We start from the raw sequence: 20,822 nt of genomic DNA, 5'->3' as shown, positions 1-20,822 counted from the left end.
GGCCTCCTGCCGCGGCCCGGCCCCGATTGCGGCGAGCGCATGAGCGAACAGATCCAGAGCTCCACCCCCGTCAACGATTCCTACGACTCCAGCAAGATCACCGTCCTGCGTGGCCTGGAAGCGGTGCGCAAGCGCCCCGGCATGTACATCGGCGACGTGCATGATGGCACCGGCCTGCACCACATGGTGTTCGAGGTGGTCGACAACTCGGTCGACGAAGCCCTGGCCGGCCATGCCGACGACATCGTCGTCCGCATCCTCGAGGACGGCTCGGTGGCGGTCTCCGACAACGGCCGCGGCATCCCGGTGGATACGCACAAGGAGGAGGGCCGTTCGGCGGCCGAGGTGATCCTCACCGTGCTCCACGCCGGCGGCAAGTTCGACGACAACAGCTACAAGGTTTCCGGCGGCCTGCACGGCGTCGGCGTGTCGGTGGTCAACGCGCTGTCCGAGCACCTGTGGCTGGACATCTGGCGCGACGGTTTCCACTGGCAGCAGGAATACGCGCTGGGCGAGCCGCTGTACCCGCTCAAGCAGCTGGAAGCCTCCGAGCGCCGCGGTACCTGCCTGCGCTTCAAGCCGGCGGCGGAAATCTTCACCGACACCGAGTTCCACTACGAGATCCTGGCGCGCCGCCTGCGCGAGCTCTCGTTCCTGAACTCCGGGGTCAAGATCACCCTGATCGACGAGCGCGGCGAAGGCCGCCAGGACGTGTTCCAGTACGAAGGCGGCATCCGCAGCTTCGTCGAGCACCTGGCCCAGCTGAAGACGCCGCTGCACCCGAACGTGATCTCGGTGACCGGCGAAGCCAACGGCATCGTGGTGGACGTGGCCCTGCAGTGGACCGACGCCTACCAGGAAACGATGTTCTGCTTCACCAACAACATCCCGCAGAAGGACGGCGGTACCCACCTGGCCGGCTTCCGCGCCGCGCTGACCCGCACCCTCACCAACTACATCGAGCAGAACGGCCTGGCCAAGCAGGCCAAGATCAACCTGTCCGGCGACGACATGCGCGAAGGCATGATCGCCGTGCTGTCGGTGAAGGTCCCGGACCCGAGCTTCTCCAGCCAGACCAAGGAGAAGCTGGTCAGTTCCGAGGTGAAGCCGGCAGTTGAGAGCACGTTCGGTGCGCGTTTGGAGGAGTTCCTCCAGGAACACCCGCAGGAAGCCCGTGCCATCGCGGAAAAGGTGGTCGACGCCGCCCGTGCCCGCGAGGCCGCGCGCAAGGCGCGCGAGTTGACCCGCCGCAAGGGCGCGCTCGATATCGCCGGCCTGCCGGGCAAGCTGGCCGACTGCCAGGAGAAGGATCCGGCACTGTCCGAACTGTTCATCGTCGAGGGCGACTCGGCGGGCGGCTCGGCCAAGCAGGGCCGCAACCGCAAGAACCAGGCGGTGCTGCCGCTGCGCGGCAAGATCCTCAACGTGGAACGCGCGCGCTTCGACCGCATGCTGTCCTCGGCGGAGGTCGGCACGCTGATCACCGCGCTGGGCACCGGCATCGGCAAGGACGAGTACAACCCGGACAAGCTGCGCTACCACCGCATCATCATCATGACCGACGCGGACGTGGACGGCTCGCACATCCGCACGTTGCTGCTGACGTTCTTCTACCGGCAGATGCCGGAGCTGATCGAGCGCGGCCACGTCTACATCGGCCTGCCGCCGCTGTACAAGATCAAGCAGGGCAAGACCGAGCTGTACCTCAAGGACGACGCGGCGCTGGACAGCTACCTGGCCAGCAATGCCGTGGAGAACGCGGCGCTGGTGCCGGCCGAGGGCGAACCGCCGGTGAGCGGCGAGGGCCTGGAGAAGCTGCTGCTGGCCTACGCCGGCGCGCGCGAGGCGATCGCGCGCAACAGCCACCGCTTCGACCCGCTGCTGCTGGAAGCGCTGATCGACTTCACCCCGCTGGACGCGCAGCACCTGGCGCAGAACACCGACGGGCAGCACGAACTGCAGGCGCTGGAAGCGCGCCTCAACCGCGGCAAGCTCGGCAGCCCGCGCTATGCGCTGAAGCTGCTGCCGGCCACCGAGTCGCGCCCGGCTGCGCTGCAGGTCACCCGCCGGCACATGGGCGAGGAGCTGCTGCAGGTGCTGCCGTTGTCGATCTTCGAAAGCGGCGAGCTGCGCCCGCTGCGCGACGCCGCGGCGTTGCTGCACGGCCTGGTCCGCGAAGGCGCGCAGGTCGTGCGCGGCGGCAAGTCGCAGCCGGTCACCAGCTTCGCCCAGGCCCAGGCCTGGCTGCTGGAGGAGGCGAAGAAGGGCCGCCAGATCCAGCGCTTCAAGGGCCTGGGCGAAATGAACCCCGAGCAGCTGTGGGAAACCACGGTGAACCCGGATACCCGCCGCCTGCTGCGCGTGCGCATCGAGGACGCGGTCGCCGCCGACCGCATCTTCAGCACGCTGATGGGCGACGTGGTCGAGCCGCGCCGCGAGTTCATCGAGACCAACGCCTTGAAGGTCGCCAACCTGGATGTCTGATCCGGGGGCCGCCGTCCCGGCATCGGCAGCGCCACCGGCGCTGCCGCCGGACGTGCCTGCCATGCCGCCACGCACCGCGCCGCTGGTCGGCGCGTTCCTCGCCGACATCGGCCTGGCGGTGTTCCTCATGCTGGCGATCAGCCTCGCCGGCGGCATCGCCTGGGGCCTGTGGCAGCTCATCACGCTGCAGCAGTCCGGCGCCGACCCGGGCCAGTTCGCGAGGGGGATCGGCCAGCCCGGCGTGCTCGCGCAGATCGTGCTGGTGATCTTTTCCACTGGAACCATCGCGCTCAGCCTGTACTTCCTGCGCCAGCCGGCCAGCGCCGCCGAACGCGCCCGCTCCTTGGCGGCGCTGCGGCGGCCCTTGACCTGGGGCTGGACCCTGGCCGGCGGCGTGCTCGTATTCCTCGGTTCGTCGCTGTTCAGCTGGCTGGGCCGGCAGGCCGGCATCGAACCGGTGCCGACCAACGAGGCGATGGTCGAGGAAGCCGCTGCGCGCTGGCCGGTGTTCCTGGCCCTGTTCGTCGTGGTCCTGGCCCCGGCCTACGAGGAACTGCTGTTCCGGCGCGTGCTGTTCGGGCGGTTCCTGCGCGCCGGCCGCCCCTGGCTGGGCCTGGTGCTCAGCAGCCTGGCCTTCGCCCTGGCCCACGAAGTGCCCTTCCTCAGCCACGGCAACACGCTGCCGGCGATGCTGCTGCTGTGGCTGGTCTACGGCGGCCTGGGCGCGGTCTTCGCCTGGGTGTACTGGCGCACCGGCACGCTGTGGGCGGCGGTGATCGCCCACGCGCTGAACAACGGCATAGCGCTGGCCCTGCACGGCCTGGCCTGAAGGACCCGCTTGACGAAAAGTTAAGCCGGCAACGCGGACACTTTCCTTCAGGTACCGGAACGGGGGTTGCCCTGCACATGCACTGGAAGCCGACCGCGCTCGCGTTGGCAATGGCGGTCGTCGTCGCGGCGTGCGCGACCACGACTTCGCCGACCGGCCGTACCCAGTACATGGCCTATTCGGACGCCCAGCTCAACCAGATGGGCGCGCAGGCCTTCGCCGAGATGAAGAGCAAGCAGCAGACCACGGGCGGCCAGCAGAGCCGCTACGTGCAATGCGTGGTCGATGCCCTCGTCCCGCACCTGCCGCCCGAATGGCGCAACCTGCCGTGGGAAACGGCGGTGTTCGTCGACGACACGCCCAACGCGTTCGCGCTGCCCGGCGGCAAGGTCGGCGTGAACAGCGGCATGTTCAAGGTGGCGAAGAACCAGGACCAGCTGGCGGCGGTGATCGGCCATGAGATCGGCCACGTCTACGCGCGCCACACCAACGAACGCGTCTCCCGCCAGGCGGCGACGTCGACCGGACTGGCGGTGATCGGTGCACTCGCCGGCGCCCGCTATGGCCAGACCGGCAGCGACCTGGTGACCCAGGGCGGCGGCACGCTGGCCCAGCTGGGCGTGCTGCTACCGTTCTCGCGCACCCAGGAGAGCGAGGCCGACGAGATCGGCCAGCGCCTGATGGCCCAGGCCGGTTTCGATCCGGCGCAGGCCGTGGACCTGTGGCAGAACATGATGGCTTCCGGCGGCGGACGTTCGCCGGAGTGGCTGTCCACGCACCCGGATCCGCAGAACCGCATCCGTGCGCTGGAAGCCCGCGCGCCCGCGCTGCAGCCGCTCGCGCAGGAGGCGCGACGCGCCGGCCGTACGCCACAGTGCGGTCCGTGACCCGAAAAAAACTGGCAGCTTGTGCCATTCCGTAAGAAGGCCGGTTCTGTTAGCGTTGCCGACCCGGTTTCCGTCGCCGCCCGAAAACAGGCGGCCCGCAAGAGGTGATCCAATGAAATTCCGCAGCAAGCAAGCCCTCCTGTCGCTGTTCGTCGCTGCCGCGCTCGGGGGCGTGGTGATCGCCGACGCGGCCGCCGCCCCGACTTCGGCCAAATCGAAGAAGTCCGCGAAGGCGGAAGCGATGTTCCCGGAGGCCACGCGCGAGGAACCGGGCATCAAGCCGTCGGCCAAGGCCGGCAAGAAGCTGCAGAAGCTGATCGACGTCTACAACAAGGACGACGCCGAGCAGACCCGCGTCCTCGCCGACGAGATCCTGGCGCTGGACGTGGCCAACGAATACGACCGCTCGGTCGCCGCGCAGCTGGCCGCGCAGGCCGCGTACAACCTGGACGACATCCCGGCGGCGAAGGCCTACCTGAAGCAGGCGCTGGAAATCGGCGGCCTCGACAACAACGGCCACTTCCAGTCGATGCTGATGCTGGCGCAGCTGCAGCTGGGCGACGACGAACTGCAGGAAGGCCTGGCCACCCTCGACCGCTACCTCGCCGAAAGCGGGTCGAAGAAGGCCGACGACCTGGCACTGAAGGGCCAGGCGCTGTACCAGCTGGAGCGCTTCCAGGAAGCGATCCCGGTGCTGAAGCAGGCGATCGATTCGACGCCGGAGCCGAAGGACAACTGGGTCCAGCTGCTGATGGCGGCCTACGCCGAATCCGACCAGAACGACGCGGCGATCGCCCTCGCCGAACAGCTGGTGGCGAAGAACCCGAACGACAAGAAGACCCAGGTCAACCTGGCCACCATCTACGCCCAGGCCGACCGCATGGACAAGGCCGCCGAGGTGATGGAGAAGCTGCGTGCCGCCGGCCAGCTCACCGAGGAGCGCGAGTACCGCCAGCTGTACGTGACCTACGCCAACATGGACGGCCGCGAGAAGGACGTCATCGCGGTCATCAACGAGGGCGTGCAGAAGGGCGTGCTGAAGCAGGACTACCAGACCTACGTGGCCCTGGCCCAGTCCTACTACTACAGCGAGCAGATCCCGCAGGCGATCGACGCCTGGCAGAAGGCCGCCCCCCTGTCCAAGGACGGCGAGACCTACCTGAACCTGGCCCGCGTGCTGTGGCAGGAAGGCCGCGTCCCGGAGGCCAAGCAGGCGGCCCAGCAGGCGCTGGCCAAGGGCGTGAAGAAGCCCGAGGACGCCCGCAAGATCATCAACTTGAAGTAAGAAAACGTAAAAGCGCCGCGTCCTAGGCATCGGACGCGGTATTTGGTATATGCTTGGCGGTTCATGCGGTGTCACCCGCGAGAACCTGGGCCTCTGGTGGAAACGCTTTCCTCGAGGCCCGGCCCCACACCCGAGTCACTAGGCGCATGGCTGAACAACTGGTCGTCCACAGGAACTACGAAGAAACCGAGGATCGCGGGCTCAGCTGGCCGCGCATCATCGGCATTGCGTTCGTCATCGCGCTGCACCTGGCCGCGCTCATGCTGCTGCTGATCCCGGCCGTCGCCCCCAAGGCCGACGTCAAGGAAGAGCGCAACGTCCTCGTCACCCTCGTCGACGCACCGCCGCCGCCGCCCCCGCCGCCGCCGCCGCCGCCGCCGCAGGACAAGCCGCCGCCGCCGATCAAGGAGCTGTCGCCGCCGAAGCCGTCCCCGGTTCCGCCGCCGCCGGAAGCCCCGCCGATCGACGTGGCCGAGCCGCGCCCGACCGACGTGTACCAGGAGCCGTCTCCGCCGGCCCCGCCGGCCCCGGTCGCCGACATCGGCGCCAGCGTCGACATCTCGTCGAAGAACATGAATCCGCCGCGCTATCCGCCGGCCGCCGCGCGCGCCGGCATCGAGGGCGAGGTCATCCTGGTCATCGATGTCGACGCCAACGGCAACGTGACCAACGTGTCGGTCGAGAAGTCCAGCCGCAACCGTGACCTGGACCGCGCCGCCATGGAGGCCGCCCGCAAGTGGCGTTTCAATCCCGCGACTGTGAACGGCCAGAAGGCGGCCGGTCGCGTTCGGGTCCCGGTGAACTTCACCCTGGGTTGATGTCCGTTTGTTTCCCTGACGGAAACCGGGCCTAGCGTTTCCGCCTTCCTTCTCCACCAAACAAACCAAAGGTAAGCGTCATGCTGCAGGAACTCTTCATCGCCGCCGCCGCCGGGGGCAACGCCTCCGCCCTCACGCAGATGGGCTTCGACCACCTGCTGAGCGAGATGGTCGCCAATCCGGGCGAGTTCGCCGTCTCGTGGATCGTGCTCCTCACCCTGGTCCTGATGTCGGCCGCGTCCTGGTACTGGACCATCTTCAACGCCATCAAGAACACCCGCCTGAAGTCGGCCGCCGACCGCGTGGTCAACGCGTTCTGGGACGCCCCGAACGCCCAGGAAGCCATCCGTGCGATGGAAGAGCAGCCGCGTAGCGAGCCGTTCTCGAAGATCGCCCTGGACGCCGCGCAGGCCGCCGCCCACCACCAGCGCGCCGAAGGCGCCGGCACCGGCCTGGGCGAGTCGCTGAGCCGCTCCGAGTTCGTCGACCGCGCCCTGCGCCAAGCCGTCACCCGCGAGAGCAGCAAGCTGCAGTCGGGCATGATCCTGCTGGCGACCGTCGGTGCGACCGCTCCGTTCGTCGGCCTGCTGGGCACCGTGTGGGGCATCTACGGCGCGCTGATCAAGATCGGTGCCACCGGCTCCGCCTCGATCGACGCCGTCGCCGGCCCGGTGGGTGAAGCGCTGATCATGACCGCGATCGGTCTGTTCGTCGCGATCCCGGCCGTGTTCGCCTACAACTTCTTCAGCAAGATCAACAGCGCCACGATCGCCAAGTTCGATTCGTTCGCTCACGATCTGCACGACTTCTTCGCCACCGGCTCGCGCGTGCGCTGAGCCGGTTCCCAGAAGTCGCAGGCAAGTAACGGAGAGCCCGCATGGCCTTCAGTTCCGACAACAGCGGCGGCCCAATGGCCGACATCAACGTCACGCCCCTCGTGGACGTGATGCTGGTGCTGCTCATCATCTTCATCATCACTGCGCCGCTGATGCAGCACAAAGTGAAGATCGAGCTGCCGGAAACGGACGTCGTCGCCAAGGACGAGGACGAACCGCGGGTCATGCCCATCACCATCTCGGTGAAGGAGGATGGCTCGCTGTTCTGGAACGACGAGCCGGTCACCCGCGAGGTGATCGAGTCGCGTCTTTCCAGCGTCGCCCAGCAGACGCCGCAGCCCAAGCTCAACCTGCGTGGCGACAAGACCACGAAGATGCGCATCATCAGTGACGTGACCAAGATCGCGCAGAACCAGGGCATGCTCGACGTGGGCTTCGTCGCCACCAAAGAGAAGGGTCACTAAGCCATGGCTTTCAGTTCCGGATCCGGCAAGGGCCCCATGGCCGACATCAACGTCACGCCCCTCGTGGACGTGATGCTGGTGCTGCTGATCATCTTCATCGTCACCGCGCCGATCATGACCTACCAGATCGACGTGGCCCTGCCGCAGCGGGTCATCAACCCGCCGCCGCAGTTGCGCGAACCGCCGCCGCCGATCGACCTGCGCATCGATGCCACCAACCAGGTCTTCTGGAACAACAGCCCGGTCTCGCTGGCCGCGCTGCCCCAGATGATGGAGACCGAAGTGCAGCGCGATCCGACCAACCAGCCGGAGCTGCGCATCGACGCCAGCGCGGACTCGGAGTACGAGACCACGGCCCGGGTGCTGGCGGCCGCGAAGAACGCGCAGATGATGAAGATCAACTTCGTCAACCAGTAAGACTGGCGCGCCTCGCAGGTCCCGCTTCCTGCAGCGGCGGGACCGCAAGGCAAGCCACTGACGCCGCCCTCCGGGGCGGCGTTTTTTATGCGCGCATGGGAAACGGACGGCGTGCCGCCGGAGGGCTCAGCTGGCGCGCTCCAGGATCGACAGGTAGCCGCGCACGGTGGCGTCCAGCCCGGCGTACAGCGCCTCGCCGACCAGGGCGTGGCCGATCGAGACCTCCTCCACGCCGGGTACCGTGTCCAGGAACAGCCCCAGGTTGGCCTGCGAGAGGTCGTGGCCGGCGTTCACCCCGAGCCCGGCGGCGCTGGCCCGGCGCGCGGTGGCGGCGCAGGCGGCCAGGGCCTGGCCCGGGTCGCCGGCGGCGAAGGCTTCCGCGTAGGGACCGGTGTAGATCTCGATGCGGTGCGCGCCCAGGGCCGCGGCGCGTTCCAGCTGGTCGACGTCCGGATCGACGAACAGGCTGACCCGGCAGCCGAGCGCGGCGAAGCCGGCGACCTGCGCGGCCAGCGCGCCGGTGTCGCCGTCGAAGCGGAAACCATGGTCGGAGGTCAGCTGGCCGTCGCTGTCGGGCACCAGGGTGACCTGGGCCGGGCGCACCTGCCGGCACAGCTCGAGCAGGCCCGGATAGCCCGGGCGCGGCGGCGCGAACGGATTGCCCTCGATGTTGAGTTCCACGCCGAACTCCGCGGTGAGCGCGGCCAGCGGCGGCAGGTCCTCGGCGACGATGTGGCGCCGGTCCGGGCGCGGATGCACGGTGATGCCGTGCGCGCCCGCTGCCAGGCAGGCGCGCGCGGCGGCGGCGACGTCCGGCTCCTGGCCGCCGCGCGAGTTGCGCAGCACCGCAACCTTGTTGACGTTGACGCTCAGCCGGGTGCTCATGCCTGCGGCGGCTCCGCATCGCTCGCGCCGGTGGCGGCGGCGCGCCTGCGGGCCTCGGCCAGTTCGCGCAGGCGGCGCAGTTCGACCGGGTCGATCATCGCCGACTCGTCGCGCTGGCTCTCGCCGATGCGCTCCAGGTACCAGCCGCGCGCCCAGAGGGCGAGGAAACCCAGCGTGGCCAGCAGCGCCAGCATGACCAGCCAGACATGGGATGCGTTCATCGCCAGCAGCAGCGCGCCGACGGCCAGCAGCAGGTAAAGCCAGTGCATCGATCGATAGCCTCCCGGTGGAGCACCGTGGCCCCGTGCCGCGGTCGGCCGCCATGATGCCGCGACGCGGGCCCCGGCGGCCACCGCGCATCCGCGGCGCCCGTCCGCCCGTCGCCGCGGCCTACAGCAGCGGCGACATCAGGCGCGCGCAGGCCTCGGGCAGGCGGTGCCGCCACAGGCCCGACGGCCGGTCCAGGCGCACCCGCCGCGCGCGCAGGAACTCGCCCTGCAGCAGCTGTTCCAGTCCGGCGCAGGATTCGGCGTCCTGCAGCATCAGCGAGGCCTCGAAGTTCAGGCGGAAGCTGCGGTGGTCGAAGTTGGCGCTGCCGACGATGCACAGGTCGTCGGCAAGCAGGGCCTTGGTGTGCAGCATGCGCGGCCCGTACTCGTAGACCTGCACGCCGGCCTTGAGCAGCTCGTCGAAATACGAGCGCGCGGCCAGCGTGACCAGCCGCGAATCGCTCCAGCGCGGCACCAGCAGGCGCGTGTCCAGGCCACCCAACGCCGCCGAGGTCAGCGCCATGCGCGCCGCCTCGCCGGGGACGAAGTAGGGCGTGACCAGCCACACCCGGCGCCGCGCCTCGTGGATCGCGGCCACGTGCAGGCGATGGATCGCTTCCCAGGACGAATCCGGGCCGGACACCAGCACCTGCGCGCGCACCGGGCCCGGGTCGCAGGCCGGCCAGTACTCGGGCGCGCCGAAGTCCGACGCAGGGCAGCTGTCGGCGTAGATCCAGTCCTCCACGAACACCAGCTGCAGGCTGCGCACGACCTCGCCGTCCACGCGCAGGTGCAGGTCGCGGTAGGCCTCCGGCAGCAGGCGTTCGTCCTCCTCGTCGGTGATGTTCATCCCGCCGATGAAACCGGTGTGGCCGTCGATCACGACGATCTTGCGGTGGCTGCGCAGGTTGAGCCACGGCCGGGTGAAGGGCCGGAACTTCGTCGGATGGAACCAGCACACCTGGCCGCCGGCATCGAGCAGCGGTTGCAGGTGGCGACGCCGGATCTTCCCGGAGCCGACCGCGTCCAGCAGCAGCCGCACCTGCACGCCGGCGCGGGCGCGCTCGACCAGCGCCTCGAGGAAGGCCTTGCCGGTCCGGTCCGGCATCCAGATGTAGTACTGCAGGTGGATGTGGTGTTGCGCCGAAGCGATCGCCTCCAGCAGCGCCGGATACTTGCCGCTGCCGTCCACCAGCCACTGCACCGCGGCGGCGGTCGAGGGCGGCAGGCCGGTGACCGACTGGCCCAGGCGCGCCAGTTCGACCGACTTCAGCTCCTCGCCGGCCAGGCCGCTGAACTGCTCCATGCCCGTGCGCGAACGGCCGCGGCGCAGGCGCTGGCGCTGGATCTTCTGCGGGCCGAGCAGGAAGTAGATGACGAAGCCGATGTACGGCAGCAGCGCCAGCGACATCAGCCAGCTCAGGGTGGCCACCGGTTCGCGCTTCTGCAGCACGATCCATACCCCCAGGCCCACCATGTACAACGCCCACGCGAGACCCAGGTACAGGCCCAGGCGGGGCAGGTCGACGAGCCGGTCCCACAACTCAAGCAGTGGAGTCATGGCCCGATTCTAGGCGAGCCCCGGTGCGTAAGGCGGCTTGAACGGCAACCGTACGGGGAGGCCCGCGTCGCGCCCGGCGAGACCGGGCCGGCGTACCCTGCGGCGATGGGCGCGACGATCAAGGGCCGCGGCTCGCGCCAGTACCTGCCGGGCCGCTTCGAAACCACCACCACCGAAGCCGTGGACGACGGCTGGACCGTGCCGGGCCACCCGGCCACGGCCGACGACGAGTCCGGGCCGGATCCGCTGCGTCCGCGCACCGAGGTCCGCGAGGAAACCGCGCGCAGCATCATCAGCCGCAACAGTTCGCCCGACGTCGGCTTCTCGCAGTCGGTCAATCCGTACCGCGGCTGCGAGCACGGCTGCAGCTACTGCTTCGCCCGGCCCAGCCACGCCTACCTCAACCTGTCCCCCGGCCTGGACTTCGAGACGAAGATCTTCGCCAAGACCAACGCGCCGGAACTGCTGCGGCGCGAGCTGTCGCGCAAGGGCTACCAGCCCAGCCCGATCGCGCTGGGGATCAACACCGACGCCTACCAGCCGCTGGAGCGGCGCCTGCGCCTGACCAGGCAGCTGCTGGAGGTGATGCTGGAGTTCCGCCACCCGGTCAGCCTGGTCACCAAGAACGCGCTGGTCGAACGCGACCTGGACCTGCTGCAGCCGCTGGCGGAACAGGACCTGGTGCACGTGCACTTCTCGGTCACCTCGCTCGATCCGCACCTGTCGGCGAAGCTGGAACCGCGCGCGGCCGCGCCGCACGCGCGGTTGCGGGCGATGGAGAAACTGCACGCGGCCGGCGTGCCGGTGGGCGTGCTGTTCGCGCCGACCATTCCATGGGTCAACGACCACGAGATGGAGGCGGTACTCGAAGCCGCGCGCGCCGCGGGCGCAAGCAGCGCCAGCTACATCCTGCTGCGCCTGCCGCACGAGGTGGCGCCGCTGTTCCGCGACTGGCTGCAGGCACACGTGCCCGACCGTGCCGCGCACGTGATGAGCACGCTGCAGCAGATGCGCGACGGGCGCGACTACGAATCCGGCTTCGGCACCCGCATGCGCGGACGCGGGCGCTACGCGGACCTGCTGGAGCAGCGCTTCGTCCTGGCCTGGCGCCGCTTCGGCTATGCCGGCCTGCGCGGGCACCGGCTCGACTGCAGCCGCTTCGCGCCGCCGCGCGCGGCCTCGCCGCAGGGCGAATTGTTCTGAACCTGTAAACGCGCCGCCGGGGTGTAACAGCCGCGATACAACCGGCGCAAACGCAGTACCGGCGCGGGTTTGCGCGGGCGCGGCTGCTTCCGCCGCAACCGCGGTGTAACACCCGGTTGCCGGCCGCGCCCACCGCTTCTTTCGCAACACGCTGATTCCGCTGGAAAAAATCAGGTGGCACGGCTCGTGCTCCTGTTCTCCCACCCTCCATGGGAGACCCGCGATGCGACCGACCCGGATCCTGGCCTGCCTCCTGCTGGCGTCGCTGCCCGCCGCCGGGGCCTTCGCTGCGGACGCCCATATCGGCGTCTATCCCAATCGCGGCGAGATGGTGGTGATGCGCGACGTCCATGCGCGCCACGCCTACCGCCAGGTGCCGCCGGGCCTCGCCCTGATCGCCGATCCGAAGCCGAACCGGGAGATCAACGCGACCCTGGGTACCGGCGAGATGTCCGACGACGAGATCTCCGGGCTGCTGTCCGCCGGTCCCTCGGGCGGCCCGGTGCCGTTCGCCACGGCAGCCACCGAGCGCGCCCTGCAGGGCTCGCTGGGCCGCGTCGGCGGCGAAGGCATGCTCTCCGGCGGCAGCATCAGCGGCCGCGTCGGCGGCGTCACCGGTGCGGTCACCGGCGCCACCCGCGGCATTGCGCCGACCATCTCCGGCGCGCTCTCCCAGTTCCCGGTCGGCGGCAACCAGGGGACCGGGCCGTGAGGCGCGCATTCCTCCAGTTCCGCCAGCTCGCCTTCACCGTGACGGTGCTGCTGGCGCTGCTGGCCAGCGCGACGGCCGCGCGCGCCGCGGACGATACCTACGCCGAGATGCTCGGCTACCTGGCGCAGTCGCGCATCGACGACCGCGCGCTGTCCGGGAGCCAGGGCGCGATCGCGGTCAACCAGGCCGCCGGCGACCACAACCGGCAGGCCAACCTGCGCGCCATCGCGGTCGGCCCCAACGCCAGCACCCATGTGGACGCGCGCCAGCGGGCCAGCGGCGATGTCTACGACGTCCCGGCCCAGGCCAGCGCCACGATCGGCGGCTCGGCCCTGGCCGGCGCCGGTGGACTCGCTTCGATCAACCAGGCCAGCGGCAGCGGCAACGCGGAAGTCAACGCGGTGTCGATGGTGCTGGCGCAACAGGGCATGCGCGAGTCGACGACCGACAGGCAACAACTGTCGACCGTCGAGTTCGCGTCGGCGGAGCGTCAGCGCGCCCCGCACCCGGCGGGGAGGACCGCGAGCCGCAACGTGGCCGTCGAGGCCACCGCGCTGCGCGGGTTCGAGGGTGCGCTGCAGCTCAACCAGATCGCGGGCTCGGCCAACGAGACCGGCAACGTCCTGACGTTGTCGCTCCCACCGGGCCCGTGAGGCGGTAGGAAATCCACCCAACCAGAGCAAGAGAGAGAGGACATCATGAAAGGGAACATGAAATGGACCGTGCTCGCCGTGGCCGTCGTGGCCGCGACTGCCGCCGGTAACGCCGCTGCGGTCGATGTCGACATCCACACCCACATCGACACCCACATCGACAACACCAGCCACAACGAGCTGACCAACACGGTCAAGAACAAGTTCGAGAACGAAGTCAAGAACAAGTGGGAGAGCCAGGTCAAGAACAAGGTCGAGAACGAGTACACGGCGAAGACCGACATCGACACTGACATCGATACGGACATCGACACCGATATCGACTACGACAAGAACGTCAACGTCAACGTCACCGTGAACGTCGACAAGGAACTCGACGAGCACGGCGTCTCGGCGGAACTCGAGTCCGACCTGTCGCTGACCTCCGACATCGACTTCTCCGGCAGCCCGACCGTGTCCGGCGACCTGCCGATCGATTCGGCCTCCCTGGCCGTGGTCGACAACCGCCAGCACAACAGCGGCAACTTCGGCTGGAACGACGTCCTGACCAACGACGCGTCGATCAGCGGCAACACCGCGACCGCCGCCGAAGGCAACCTCGGCTTCAACGTCGCCGCCGGCGACAACAACCAGCAGGACAACGCCGCGGCCCTGTCGGCCGTCGACGCCGCCTTCGCCTTCGGCCTGGCCGATTCGAAGGTGTTCGTGCAGCAGTTCGGCACCAGCAACATCACCAAGAACATCGGCAACACCAACGTCGCCAGCGTCCGCGACGCCGCCTTCGCCGATGCCAGCGGCAACATCGGGGTGAACGTCACCTCCGGCAACAACAACCAGCAGAAGAACGCGCTGGCCGCCTCGGTCGCGACCTCGCGGTACGCCTCGGCTGCCGTGAGCTCCAACCAGCAGTCGCACGACAACTTCACGCTCAACGCGCCGAAGCGTGACGTGCAGTACGACAGGATCGCCATCGACCTGCGCGGCCGCGTGGCCGGCGGCACCGTCGCCGTCGGTGGTGGCAGCTACAGCGGTAGCGAGAGCGGCACCTACGCGGGCACCGGCAACTCCTACCAGACCGACAACTTCTACCTGGATACGTGGAGTGGCGCGCTGCCGCACACCAACGGCAATGAGACCGGCCATATCGACATGGACGCCTCGATCCAGAACGCGGTCGCCAACCCGAACAAGCCCGGCGTCGGTGGTATCGGCTTCGACAACGCCGAAAGCGGCACCTACGCCGGCGAGGAAAGCGGCGAGATCGGTTTCCTGGAGCTCGGCTATGCCGACCTGTGGGCCAGCCTCAGCGGCTACGTGACGATCGCGCGTGACGTCGTGGATACCTACACGACCAACACCGCCTCGCTGTCCGGCGACGCCTTCGCCCGCGCCAGCGGCAACATCGGCGTGAACGTGTCGGCCGGCACCGGCAACCAGCAGGCCAACAGCCTGTCGATGGCCGTCGCCCAGCCGTCCGCGGGTGGTGGTGGTGGCGAAACCCCGCCGCCGCCGCCGCCGCCGCCGCCGTCCGGCGAGTGATCCACGGTTAGGCCCGCAAGGGCAAAGGAGTGACTCCCGGCCATCCGCCGTGGCCGGGAAATCACGGAACACCCCGCTCCGCCCCCCCGGGGCGGGGTGTTCCAACTCCATCGAACCGGCGCCCCATTCCCCTTTCGCACCAGGACCCGCCATGTCGCGCACGCTGCTCCCGAGCCTGGCCCTGCTGGCCCTGCCGCTGCTGTCCACGCTGCCTGTCCAGGCGCGCGCGGCGGAAGTGGCCTTCAGCGGGGTACTGCCCAACGGCGCGCTGTACCACACGCCGGTGGAGAGCATGCGCGAATCGCGCTTCCGCCACCTGGTGCGCCAGCAGACGGACTACAGCTGCGGCGCGGCCTCGCTGGCCACGATCCTGCGTTACGCATACCACCTGGATGCGGACGAGGACACGGTCATCGAAGGCATGCTCGCGCTGGCCGACCCGGAAGTCGTCAAGGAACGCGGCTTCTCCCTGCTGGACATCAAGCGCTACGTCGAGTCGCTGGGCATGCGCGGCCGCGGCTACCGCATCGACGAGGCACGCCTGCGCTCGCTGCGCGTGCCGTCCCTGGCCCTGATGGACGTCAACGGCTTCCGCCACTTCGTCGTGCTCAAGCAGGTGCGCGGCGAGGTCGTCGAGGTCGGCGACCCGATCCTCGGCAACCGGGTGATCCCGCTGCCGGAGTTCATGGCCGCCTGGCCGTCGCGCGCGGTATTCGTCGTTATCGGCACCGACTTCGACCGCAACACCGTGCTCCTGCAACCCACCACCAGGCCCAGTGCGCGGGCGCTGTACGCGCGGCAGGGACCGATCACCGACGCCGAGCTGCTCGACTTCGGTTTCTCCCATGCCGACCTGTTCTGAGAGGACTCCACCATGAACACCAAACGCAGGCTCTGCATCGCCCTCGGGCTGGCAACCACCCCGGTGGCCCTGCCTGCCCTGGCGCACGTCGAAGAGGCGCCGCCGCCGGCCCCGGGTACCGGGCTGGTCGAGCTGAGCGACGAGGAAATGGGCGACATGCGCGGCCGCTACACGGTCGGCGACAACAAGGTGGCGTGGTTCGGGGTGACCATGGTCTCCACCTGGCAGACCCAGGCCGGCGCGCAGCTGAAGAGCACCATGAAAGTGGGCGTCGACGTCAGCCGCCCGCAGGCGCCGAAGGTGACCTTCGAGCCGCGCGTGAGCATCACTGCGGCGAACGCGCCGATGCCCACCCCGGACGGCGACCGCCACGTCGACGCCGCCGGCCTGGCCAACGCCAGCGGCATGGTGCAGAGCGTGCAGGTCGCCGGCGACGGCAACCGCGCGATCAACGTCGCCTCGATCAACATGCGCGACGGCGACGTGCCGACCGCGCCCGAACCCGACCCGGCCGCGTCGGTGCTCGCCAGCACCAGCGTCAACGGCATGACCGCGCTGGCCACGCTGGACGGAAACGCCGCCCGCGTGCTGCTGCAGGTCGACGGCCACGGCGCCGTAGAGCAGTGGATCGGCCAGAGCGGCATGGGCCAGAGCATCCAGCTGGCCAGCGACGGGCAGATGGCCAGCAACTGGCTGGAACTGGACCTGGTCCGCAGCAGCAGCACCCAGGCACGCGCCTCGCTCGGGCAGAACGTCGCCCAAGCGATCGCACTGAGCCGCGGCATCGCCGTCGGCTACTGACGCAGGCTCCGGCCTGCCAACCGCAGCGAGCAAGGAGAAGCACGTGATCAGGAAGATGCCGGCGGCATCCGCTTCCGCACTGCGTATCGCGATCGCCGTGGCGCTGGGGGCCGCGGCTCCGGGCGCCCTGGCCCAGCAGGCCGACGCCTCCAACCCGGAAGACGAGGCGGACCTGCGCCAGCTCGCCTCCCAGCTGGCCGAGCTGAAGGCCAGCTACGCCCAGGAAGTGCGGCGCCTGCGCGAACTGGACATGCAGGTGCAGGCGCTGCAGGCGCGCCTGGCCGGCAAGGTCCCGGCTGCCGGCACGCCGCTGGCGCAGACCCCGGCAGCCACCGCCGCGGCCGCGGCAGCGGCGCGGGCCGAGCCCCCGGCCGAACCTTCGGGCTCGCCGGCGCAGCCCCAGGACGGCTATGCCAGTTCCGCCGCGGATGCGGAGAAGGCGCGCGCGGAGGAGTCGCGCAGCGTGGCCGACGTGAAGCAGCAGGCGCGCGCGCTGTTCGACCAGCGCCTGACCATCGAGAACGGCCTCACCTACAACCGCTACGACCGCAAGCAGCTCACCCTCAACGGCTTCCTCGCCCTGGACGCGATCTTCCTCGGCAGCATCGCCGTCGAGAACGTCGAATCCGACACGCTCAACTACAACCTCGCCGCGCGCTGGGGCGTCAGCCCGCGCCTCACCCTCAACCTGGACGTGCCCTACATCGCGCGCAAGACCGTCTACCAGAAGGGCGGCGCCGGCGGCGCGGCCGCGGCGATCGCGCAGGAGGAGACCACCGGCAGCGGCCTGGGCGACATCACCGCCAGCGCCAACTTCCGCCTGCTGCCCGAACGCGGCGCACGCCCGGAGATGGTGCTGAACTTCGGCGTCACCGCGCCGACCGGCCAGGAGCCCTACGGGATCCCGTGGCGGGTGCTGGAACGCGACGACGACGACTTCATCCGCTTCGCCGTGCCCGAGGAGCAGCCCACCGGCAACGGCGCCTGGCAGACCAGCATCGGCCTGTCGGCGGTGAAGACCAGCGACCCGGCGATCCTGTTCGGCAACATCGGCTACACCTATTCGTTCAAGTCCAGCTTCGACGACATCGACAACAACCCGGACACGGTCAACCCGGGCGAGGTGAAGCTCGGCGACTCGTTCTACTACGGCGCCGGCGTGGCCTTCGCCTTCAACGAACGCACCAGCTTCAGCATGTCGCTGAGCAACCGCATGAGCGCCCGCGCCCGCACCCGCTACGACGGGCAGCCGTGGACCAAGGTCATCGGCAGCGACGCCAACGCGGCGATGTTCAACCTGGGCGTGACCTACGCGCTCAACCCGCACGCGACCATGGTCGGCCTGCTCGGCATCGGCCTGACCCCGGACGCGCCGGACTTCAGCCTCGGCTTCAAGATCCCGTACAGCCTGTAAGGGCCGTGCGGGACGCCGGCCGGCGCCGTCGCGGAGCCGCTGTCAGGTGCGCAGCGATTCCAGTTCCAGCTGGTGCTTGCGGCACAGCCGGTAGACCGTCACCCGCGATACCCGCAGGCGCCGCGCGCATTCGCTGACGTTGAAACCGGACTCGCGCAGGGTGGCGAGGATCGCCTCGCGTTCGGCCTGCACGCGCACGTCGTCCAGGCCGTCGCCATGCACGGCCGCCGCGGCCGCCGACTCGTGCAGCTGCAGGGAGGCGGCGTCGATCAGCTCGCTTTCGCACACCACCGCCGCGCGGCGCACGCGGTTGAGCAGTTCGCGCACGTTGCCCGGCCAGGCGTGGGCGCGCAGCTGGCGGCGGGCGGACGCGTCGAAGCCGCGCGCGCGAACGCGGTGCTGCTCGCGGAACGCGGCCAGGAAGTGCTTCGCAAGCAGTTCCACGTCGTCGCCGCGTTCGCGCAGCGGCGGCATGTGCAGGCGCAGGACGTCGAGGCGGTAGAACAGGTCCTCACGGAACCGGCCCTGCGCCACCGCTTCCTCGAGGTCGACGTGGGTGGCCGCGACCACGCGCACGTCGATGCGGATGGTGTGGTGGCTGCCGACCCGCTCGAGCGTGCCTTCCTGCAGCACGCGCAGCAGGTTGGTCTGCGCGTCCAGCGGCAGGTCGCCGATCTCGTCGAGGAAGATGGTGCCGCCGTCGGCGGCCTCGAACAGGCCGATCCTGCGCGCGGTGGCGCCGGTGAACGCGCCCTTCTCGTGGCCGAACAGTTCCGACTGCACCAGCGTCGCCGGCAGCGCCCCGCAGTTGACCGCGATGAACGGGCGGCCGCGCCGCGAGGACATCTCGTGCAGGGCGCGCGCGGCCAGTTCCTTGCCGGTGCCGGTTTCGCCGGTGACCAGCACCGGCAGGTCCACCGGCGCGAACTTGTACAGGGCCGCGCGCACGGCCAGCATCGGCGCGCTGTTGCCGACCAGGCAGTCGGTGCCGGCGCGGCCATGGTCCTGGCAGCCGCCATCGACGATCTGCGCCAGCTGCTGGATCTGGTCCAGGTCCAGCGGTTCGCGCAGCTGCAGCAGGCCTTCGCCGCGGGTGGCCTCGCGCGGGCCTCCTAGCAGCATCAGCGGCAGGTCGGAATGCGGGCCGAGCAGGCCGCGCATCGCGTCGGCCCAGGCCGGTTCGGCGCCGCGCAGGTCGAGCAGGACGGCGACGCGGTCGCCGCCGCGCAGGCCGATGCGCGCGCCGCGGGGATCGTCGATCACGCGCAGCTCCCAGCCAGCCGCGGCCAGCAGCTCGCGTTCGCGGGGCGTGGGCTGCCCCAGCCAGATCATGCAGCGTGGTCGGATTTCGGGAACTACCGCCATCGTTCCTTGCTCCCTGCGTCGCTCCGCATGCCGACCGGCGGATGGCCGCCGGCGGCGCAAGGGCGCGCCGTCAGGCCGTCATCGTCCGGTGACAGTGGGTGGGCGTGGTCGGGAAGGCCGCGCGGCGGAACCTCCGCCGCGGTGCGCATGCGCGCGGGCCTTCAGCATCGACGGCGCTGCCTGGCTTCAGGGAGGCGGGGCCGGGATCGGCCTGGCGGTGCTTCTCGGATCGGGCAGTTCATGATGGTCCCCCGGGATGCGCGAGGCTTCGCGCATGTCTCTTCTGTATCGGGAAGAAACGACGACCGGCGCGCGCAAGGGACAGCGCGCGCCTCACTGCCCATATTTCATTCAGTCATGTGACGACAGCGTCACGGCGTTTTCGCGGGGTACGCGAGCATCAGGACCAGCGGTTCCTCGCCCACCTGCTCGATCGCATGGGTACTGCCGGAGCGGGTCAGCATCGCGTGGCCGGGGCCGACGTCGTAGGCCTGGCCATCGAGCACGTAGCGTCCGCGGCCTTCCAGCACGTAGTAGATCTCGTCCTTGTGGTGCTGGTGCAGGCCGATGCCCGCGCCCGGATGCAGCACGCGCTTGCGCATCACGAACGGCAGGCCCGGCGCGTCGGCGAACAGCGTGTAGCCGGTGGTCGTGCCGGGACCGCCGTGCGGCCCGGGCTGCTGCCGTGCGAAGTCGCGTTCGTGCACCACCGAGGACGGATGCGCCTGTGCAGCCCTGTCGGCGCGTGCGGTCGGCGGCGCACCGCAGTCGGTGTCGCGCACCACGTGCCCGGCCAGCGACGGATCCAGCGCTTTCCAGTCGCGCACCACCAGGCAGGCGACCAGGGTGGCGCCGGCGACGCTGAGGTGGGTGTCGTCGCGCACGCCGCGTTCGGGCACGTGCTCGAAATACGGCCTGGAGGCCTCGTCACCGAGTGCACGGATCCACGCGCTGCTGCTGGCGTTGAGGTCGATCAAAGCGACCTGTTCGCGCGCGGCGAGGGCGCGGATCGCGTCGGTGTAGCGGGCGTGGGTGTCCAGCAGCGACCCGAAGTCCCAGATCCGCCGCGACACCGGGCTGACCAGGATCGGCGTGGCGCCGCGGCTGCGCGCCAGTTCCACGTAGCGCATCAGCCACCGCGGATACTCCTCCGACGGGTCGGTGTAGCGCGTCGGGTCCTCGATCTTGGCATCGTTGTGGCCGAACTGCACCAGCAGCACGTCGCCCTTGCGAAGTTCCCTGGCGATCGCGTCGAGCCGGCCTTCCTCGATGAAGCTGCGCGAGCTGCGCCCGCCAATGGCGTGGTTGCGCACTTCCAGCGCGGCCGGATCGAGGAACGACTGCAGCTGCTGGCCCCAGCCGTTGCGCGGCGCGCGCTCGGGGCCGTACTCGGCGACGGTGGAGTCGCCGGCGAGGAAGACGCGCCGCGCCGCTTCGGCCTGCGCGGTGCCGGCGATGCAGGCGAGGATCAGCAGCAGCGACAGCAGCCTGGTGGTCATGGGCATGCTCCAGAAAAAACGCCCCGTCGTCGGCAGGCC

At 69.7% G+C, this 20,822-nt stretch carries 20 protein-coding genes; 15 read left to right on the top strand and 5 right to left on the bottom strand.

What is annotated here, in order from left to right:
• Positions 1-39 precede the first annotated feature (39 nt).
• The 8 genes from gyrB to M503_RS0104205 all read left to right on the top strand — a co-directional run bounded on the left by gyrB (position 40) and on the right by M503_RS0104205 (position 8,020).
• Positions 40-2,484, top strand: coding sequence for a DNA topoisomerase (ATP-hydrolyzing) subunit B (gyrB, locus tag M503_RS0104240; RefSeq protein WP_028919330.1), 2,445 nt, complete (start codon positions 40-42; stop codon positions 2,482-2,484).
• Between the two features lie 61 nt (positions 2,485-2,545).
• Positions 2,546-3,313, top strand: a complete 768-nt coding sequence (locus M503_RS0104235) for a CPBP family intramembrane glutamic endopeptidase (RefSeq protein ID WP_231472317.1) — start codon at positions 2,546-2,548, stop codon at positions 3,311-3,313.
• A gap of 110 nt (positions 3,314-3,423) precedes the next feature.
• Positions 3,424-4,200, top strand: a complete 777-nt coding sequence (locus tag M503_RS0104230; protein WP_231472316.1) for a M48 family metallopeptidase — start codon at positions 3,424-3,426, stop codon at positions 4,198-4,200.
• Positions 4,201-4,312: 112 nt separating this feature from the next.
• A complete protein-coding gene (locus M503_RS0104225) occupies positions 4,313-5,485 on the top strand; it encodes a tetratricopeptide repeat protein (RefSeq protein WP_028928121.1) in 1,173 nt (390 codons plus the stop codon).
• Positions 5,486-5,631: 146 nt separating this feature from the next.
• The gene (locus tag M503_RS0104220) at positions 5,632-6,303 is read left to right on the top strand and encodes an energy transducer TonB (RefSeq protein ID WP_037060453.1); all 672 of its coding nucleotides are present in this window, start codon (positions 5,632-5,634) and stop codon (positions 6,301-6,303) included.
• 80 nt (positions 6,304-6,383) lie between these two features.
• On the top strand, positions 6,384-7,139 hold the full coding sequence (gene exbB / locus M503_RS0104215) for a TonB-system energizer ExbB (RefSeq protein WP_024868400.1): 756 nt from the start codon (positions 6,384-6,386) through the stop codon (positions 7,137-7,139).
• Between the two features lie 41 nt (positions 7,140-7,180).
• A complete protein-coding gene (locus tag M503_RS0104210) occupies positions 7,181-7,603 on the top strand; it encodes an ExbD/TolR family protein (RefSeq protein WP_024868401.1) in 423 nt (140 codons plus the stop codon).
• A 3-nt stretch (positions 7,604-7,606) separates the two neighbouring features.
• Positions 7,607-8,020 (top strand): ExbD/TolR family protein, encoded by a 414-nt coding sequence (locus M503_RS0104205; protein WP_024868402.1) that lies wholly within the window; start codon positions 7,607-7,609, stop codon positions 8,018-8,020.
• Positions 8,021-8,146: 126 nt separating this feature from the next.
• On the opposite strand, the gene M503_RS0104200 is transcribed toward M503_RS0104205, so the two are convergent.
• From M503_RS0104200 to cls, 3 genes are all read right to left on the bottom strand, one after another.
• Positions 8,147-8,905, bottom strand: a complete 759-nt coding sequence (locus M503_RS0104200; protein WP_028928120.1) for a pyridoxine 5'-phosphate synthase — start codon at positions 8,903-8,905, stop codon at positions 8,147-8,149.
• Positions 8,902-9,174 carry a hypothetical protein gene (locus M503_RS0104195; RefSeq protein ID WP_028919335.1) on the bottom strand — a complete coding sequence of 91 codons (273 nt, stop codon included), beginning with the start codon at positions 9,172-9,174 and terminating at the stop codon, positions 8,902-8,904. The genes M503_RS0104200 and M503_RS0104195 overlap by 4 nt, the downstream gene beginning before the upstream one ends.
• 121 nt (positions 9,175-9,295) lie before the next feature.
• The gene (cls, locus tag M503_RS0104190; RefSeq protein ID WP_037060451.1) at positions 9,296-10,735 is read right to left on the bottom strand and encodes a cardiolipin synthase; all 1,440 of its coding nucleotides are present in this window, start codon (positions 10,733-10,735) and stop codon (positions 9,296-9,298) included.
• A gap of 105 nt (positions 10,736-10,840) precedes the next feature.
• On the opposite strand from cls, the gene M503_RS0104185 reads away from it, so the two are divergent.
• The 7 genes from M503_RS0104185 (at position 10,841) to M503_RS0104155 (ending at position 17,919) form a co-directional block, all read left to right on the top strand.
• Positions 10,841-11,938 (top strand): PA0069 family radical SAM protein, encoded by a 1,098-nt coding sequence (locus M503_RS0104185; RefSeq protein ID WP_028928118.1) that lies wholly within the window; start codon positions 10,841-10,843, stop codon positions 11,936-11,938.
• A 223-nt stretch (positions 11,939-12,161) separates the two neighbouring features.
• The gene (locus tag M503_RS0104180) at positions 12,162-12,650 is read left to right on the top strand and encodes a hypothetical protein (protein ID WP_028928117.1); all 489 of its coding nucleotides are present in this window, start codon (positions 12,162-12,164) and stop codon (positions 12,648-12,650) included.
• On the top strand, positions 12,647-13,303 hold the full coding sequence (locus M503_RS0104175) for a hypothetical protein (RefSeq protein ID WP_231472315.1): 657 nt from the start codon (positions 12,647-12,649) through the stop codon (positions 13,301-13,303). Before M503_RS0104180 ends, M503_RS0104175 begins: the two co-directional genes overlap by 4 nt.
• Before the next feature lie 57 nt (positions 13,304-13,360).
• Positions 13,361-14,842 carry an adhesin gene (locus M503_RS15655; RefSeq protein ID WP_231472314.1) on the top strand — a complete coding sequence of 494 codons (1,482 nt, stop codon included), beginning with the start codon at positions 13,361-13,363 and terminating at the stop codon, positions 14,840-14,842.
• 151 nt (positions 14,843-14,993) lie between these two features.
• Positions 14,994-15,704, top strand: coding sequence for a C39 family peptidase (locus M503_RS0104165; RefSeq protein ID WP_024868409.1), 711 nt, complete (start codon positions 14,994-14,996; stop codon positions 15,702-15,704).
• Between the two features lie 12 nt (positions 15,705-15,716).
• Positions 15,717-16,505 (top strand): hypothetical protein, encoded by a 789-nt coding sequence (locus tag M503_RS0104160; protein WP_028919340.1) that lies wholly within the window; start codon positions 15,717-15,719, stop codon positions 16,503-16,505.
• Between the two features lie 55 nt (positions 16,506-16,560).
• Entirely contained in the window at positions 16,561-17,919 is a 1,359-nt protein-coding gene (locus M503_RS0104155; RefSeq protein WP_037060449.1) for a hypothetical protein, read from the top strand.
• Positions 17,920-17,961: 42 nt separating this feature from the next.
• Here the strand turns inward: M503_RS0104155 and M503_RS0104150 are convergent, their stop codons facing one another.
• Together M503_RS0104150 and M503_RS0104145 are read right to left on the bottom strand one after the other, a co-directional pair.
• Positions 17,962-19,284 (bottom strand): sigma-54 interaction domain-containing protein, encoded by a 1,323-nt coding sequence (locus tag M503_RS0104150; protein WP_028919342.1) that lies wholly within the window; start codon positions 19,282-19,284, stop codon positions 17,962-17,964.
• Between the two features lie 371 nt (positions 19,285-19,655).
• Positions 19,656-20,789: a GDSL-type esterase/lipase family protein gene (locus M503_RS0104145; protein WP_037060446.1), complete on the bottom strand. Its 1,134-nt coding sequence runs from the start codon at positions 20,787-20,789 to the stop codon at positions 19,656-19,658.
• Positions 20,790-20,822 lie beyond the last annotated feature (33 nt).

Source organism: Pseudoxanthomonas suwonensis J47 (genome assembly GCF_000513955.1).
Lineage (GTDB): Bacteria > Pseudomonadota > Gammaproteobacteria > Xanthomonadales > Xanthomonadaceae > Pseudoxanthomonas > Pseudoxanthomonas suwonensis_C.
This window is presented reverse-complemented; position numbering and strand designations above follow the sequence as displayed.